Annotated in this window: 4 protein-coding genes; 2 read left to right on the top strand and 2 right to left on the bottom strand. The window is 70.1% G+C overall.

Annotated features, from left to right (window positions below; genetic code table 11):
- On the top strand, window positions 1-857 hold an 857-nt coding region (locus tag AC08ON_RS12030), incomplete at its 5' end, for a diacylglycerol/lipid kinase family protein (RefSeq protein ID WP_476616976.1).
- A gap of 27 nt (window positions 858-884) precedes the next feature.
- Here AC08ON_RS12030 and AC08ON_RS12025 read toward each other — a convergent pair.
- On the bottom strand, window positions 885-1,658 hold the full coding sequence (locus tag AC08ON_RS12025; RefSeq protein ID WP_476607440.1) for a glycerophosphodiester phosphodiesterase: 774 nt from the start codon (window positions 1,656-1,658) through the stop codon (window positions 885-887).
- Window positions 1,659-2,205: 547 nt separating this feature from the next.
- On the opposite strand from AC08ON_RS12025, the gene AC08ON_RS12020 reads away from it, so the two are divergent.
- A complete protein-coding gene (locus AC08ON_RS12020; RefSeq protein WP_011438134.1) occupies window positions 2,206-2,454 on the top strand; it encodes a WhiB family transcriptional regulator in 249 nt (82 codons plus the stop codon).
- A 414-nt stretch (window positions 2,455-2,868) separates the two neighbouring features.
- On the opposite strand, the gene AC08ON_RS12015 is transcribed toward AC08ON_RS12020, so the two are convergent.
- A partial coding sequence (locus tag AC08ON_RS12015) for a sensor histidine kinase (protein ID WP_476616975.1) occupies window positions 2,869-4,183 on the bottom strand: 1,315 nt, incomplete at its 5' end.

Below are 4,183 nucleotides of genomic sequence, written 5' to 3'. Positions count from 1 at the left end.
GGCACGGGGTGGAACTGGGGGCCAGAGCGGCCGAACTCGGCGTCGACGTGGTGCTTGCGCTCGGTGGGGACGGTACCGTCAACGAGATCATCAACGGACTGCTCCAGAACGGTCCGGTACCGGGCGGCCCAGCGTTCGCCGTGGTCCCGGGTGGCAGCACCAACGTCTTCGCTCGCGCGCTAGGCTACTCCGCGTCACCGGTGGAGGCGACCGGCGAGCTGCTGAGCGCGCTCCGCGAGGGCCGCACCCAGCGGATCAGCCTCGGCCGGGCTCAGTACGGCGACGAACGGCGCTGGTTCACGTTCTGTTTCGGTATCGGCCTGGATGCCCGGGTCGTCGCGCGGGTCGAGGAGAAGCGTGGCAAGGGCAGACGCAACACCGCCGGCCTGTTCCTGCGGACCGCGGCGGGTCAGATCCTCCACGGCACCGACCGCCGCGGTTCGCCCATCACCCTGACGACCACCGACGCCGGCTCGGCCCCCGACCCCGGGACCACCGACCCGGCGGGCGGGCGGGCCGAGGAGCACATCGCCTTCTGCATCGTCTGCAACACCCGCCCGTGGACCTACTTCAACTCCCGTCCCGTCCTCGCCTGCCCGGACGCGTCCTTCGACACCGGTCTGGACCTCCTCGCGCTGCGGCGGGTACGGTTGCCCAGCGTGCTGCGGGCCGCCTCGCGGATACTCACCGACGGCGAGGGTCCGCGCGGTCGCAACGTGGTGCGCCGCCACAACACGTCGTCGATCCGTTTCTCCACGGATACGCCCCTGCCGGTGCAGATGGACGGCGAGTATCTCGGGATGTTCTCCGAGGTGCTGCTGACCCACCAGCCGCACGCGCTGCGCGTCGTCGCCTGACGGCTGCCCGCCCAGGAGAATGTCCGCTCAGGCGTCGAGCGCCGTGGTGGGGGTCCCGTCCAGCCGGGACAGCGCCTGGCAGATCTCCATGGGGTCGTCGCAGATCGCCCCGGTGACGCCCGCGTCGCGGATCCGCCGGGCGTCCTCGACGCTGGTCACCGTCCAGGTGATCAACCGGACGCCGGCTTCGCGCGCCCGTCCCGCCGCGTCGGAGGTGCCGAGCACCGCGCTGGTGTGCACATGCAGTTCGGTGTGGCCCGCCGACCGTGCGTAGGCGAGGCCGCCGCTCACCGACATCCGGGGCATGGTGAGGAACGCCGTCGTGACCGCGAGGTCGGCGTCACGCACCGCCTCGATGGCGAACCAGTCGAACGACGACACCGTGATGCCGCCGGCACCGGCGTCAAGGTCAGCGGCGTCCGGCCGGCGGCCGGTCCATCCCCGGGCACGCAGCGTCTCGGCAAGCCGGCGCACGGTCTGCTCCCGGGGGGCGTCGAAGTCCGGCTGCCCGGGCTGGTTCTTGATCTCACAGATGAGCCGACCGTGACCATCCCACACGTCGAGGATCTCATCGAGCAGAGGGATCCCCCGGGCCCGCAGCGCCGCCGTGGTCTGCCGGACCACGGCCCGGCCGGCGGGACGGGACAGCCGCGCGTCGTGCACGCAGACCAGGTCGCCGTCCGCGCTGCGCCGCACGTCGACCTCGACACCGTCGGCGCCCACCCGCAACGCGGCATCCACCGCCTCGACCGTGTTCTCCGGGCCGGGAACCCTGCTGCCACGATGGCCGAGAACCTCCATGCCCCAACCCTGCCATCTCCGGCGACGCGAGCGGGTCAGATCGGGCCGGGATGACGGCGCGCACCGGCGCCGGAGCGGACCTCAGGCAGCCCTCAGGCACCACAGAACGGATCCATGACCGACTGGCATGACATCGGCGGCTTGATCGCCGAGGATCCGGGCCGCCCACCGGCCGCACCGGTAACGATCGATACAACGGAGCGTAACATCCCCTGGCAATCGGGGCTCCCGTGGCACTTCGGCCATCCAAGGAGACGGTCGCCCCCCGTGGTCCGTCTGTGTCCTTGCCGGACAAGTGCAGGCCAGCCAGGCTGTGAAGAGGCTTGCAGGTTCTTGCGCTGCTGCCTGTTCGGGTGGGAGGGTGGCGAATGTCCGAGGTGGATGCACGTGCACCCGGGCTTACCGACACCCGGCAACCCGCTCTACGGCCGCCGCCGAGGCCGAGCAGACATCCTGCTCAATTTATTTTTCACCTCGGCACAACCGTAGCGGCTCACAAAGCGTCTCATGTGCAGTGTGGCCCGAGACGAGAGAGGGAGTTGTACGCATGGACTGGCGCCACAGAGCGCTCTGCCGTGACGAGGATCCCGAGCTCTTCTTCCCGATCGGTACAACCGGTCCGGCGGAACGCCAGGTCGAAGAGGCAAAGGCCGTTTGCGCGCGGTGCGCAGTCACGAGTGACTGCCTCAACTGGGCACTGGACACCGGGCAGGACTCCGGTGTCTGGGGCGGGATGAGCGAGGACGAACGCCGGGCGCTCAAGCGCCAGGTCCGACTCCGGGTTCGAACCGCCTGACCGCAGGACCGTCCCCGACGGCAGGCCGACAGCACCCGAGGACCCGGCACCACGTCCCGGGTCCGAACAACAACACCCGCTCGCGGCAGGCCCTGCCCGCCGGAACCGGCACCGGCGGACCGCAGTGGTCGCCGCATGAGGTCATGCCACAACCCGTACCGCGGCACAGGGGTGGCTGGCAGCAGCATCGGCCGTTCTGTCCGCGCATCCGCCGCAGCAATGCGGCGCGACGCGGACGGGGCGGCCGTAATGTTTTCCGCCCCCGACCGCACCTCCCGGCGATCGGACCCGCTCAGGCGAACCACCGCCCGGGACGGTCCCGATCCGGCCCCCCACGAGCACGCCACATCGGCACGACGGCCATGGACGAGGGACACATCCTGGGGAATACCCCCTCCCGGGCACCCTAAACACTCAACTTTCAGAAAGTGGGATCGACAGGAGCGCCTCCGTCCCGTGCTTTGGACCGGCCTGGAGCCGGATGGTGCCGTGCATCTCGCCCAGCACCAGCTGGCGGACGATCTGCAGCCCCAGCCTTGGCGAGTGCTCGAGCTGGAAGTCCTCGGGCAGCCCGGCACCGTCGTCGGCCACGACGACGTCAAGCCGGTCTGCCAGGCGGCTGACCCGGATCTCGATGGAACCCGCCGAACCGTCGAACGCATGTTCTACAGCATTCTGCAGAAGTTCGGAAAGCACAAGAGCCAACGGGGTGGCGAGTTCGCCGGGAAGCCGCCCGAACGACCCGGTCCGGCGGGTGTTCGCCCGGGCCCCGGTGGAGGCCAGATCCACCGTGACCGAGGTGATCTGGTCGGCGATCTCGTCGAACGGCACGCTCTCCCCCAGGCTCTGGGACAGCGTCTCGTGCACGACCGCGATCGAGGTGACCCGGCGCACCGACTCCCGCAGCGCCGAGCGCGCCTCGTCGACCTTCGTCCGCCGCATCTGCAACCGCAGTAGGGCGGCTACGGTTTGTAGATTGTTCTTGACCCTGTGATGAATCTCACGGATCGTCGCGTCCTTACTCAGCAGCAGCGCCTCGCGGCGACGTAGTTCGGAGACGTCCCGGACGAGCACCAGCACCTCCCGGGTCGCCCCGGGGAAGAGCGGGATCGCCCGCAGAAGTACCACCGTGCTCCCGACCGCGGCCTCCACCTCCACCGGCCGACGCCGGCCGAGCGCGTGCCAGACCGCCGGGGTCGTGGCGGACAGGTTCAGCGCCCGGTGCACGGAGCGGAGGTCCTCGCCCGTGACATTGCCGGTGTAGCCGAGCCGGCGGTACGCCGAGAGCGCGTTCGGACTCGCGAAGATCACCTTTCCGGCGCTGTCGAGCCGCATCATGCCGTCGCCCACCCGGGGGGACTCGGGAAGCTCCGCCGAGCTGCCGCGGAACGGAAAGGCGCCCTCGGCGATCATCAGGGCCAGGTTGTTGGCACCCTGCAGATAAGCCGACTCCAGCGCGCTCGGCGTCCGGGTGGTCGCGAGGTTGGTGTCCCGGGCAAGGACGGCGATCACCTCGTCACCCCGCCGGACCGGGATCGCCTCGGTCCGCACCGGGACCCCGCCGTCCCACTCGGGCTCGCCCTCCCGCGCGATCCGGTGTTCCCGCCAGGCGTTCTGGACCACCCAGCGATTGATCACGACGCTGCCGACCTCGTCGTTGTGGTACGCGGTTGGACCGGTGGTGGGACGAACCTGGGCCACGACGAGGAATTCGGCTCCGCTGGCGTGG

This window comes from Frankia sp. CoWAU3 (assembly GCF_977971855.1).
This window is presented reverse-complemented; position numbering and strand designations above follow the sequence as displayed.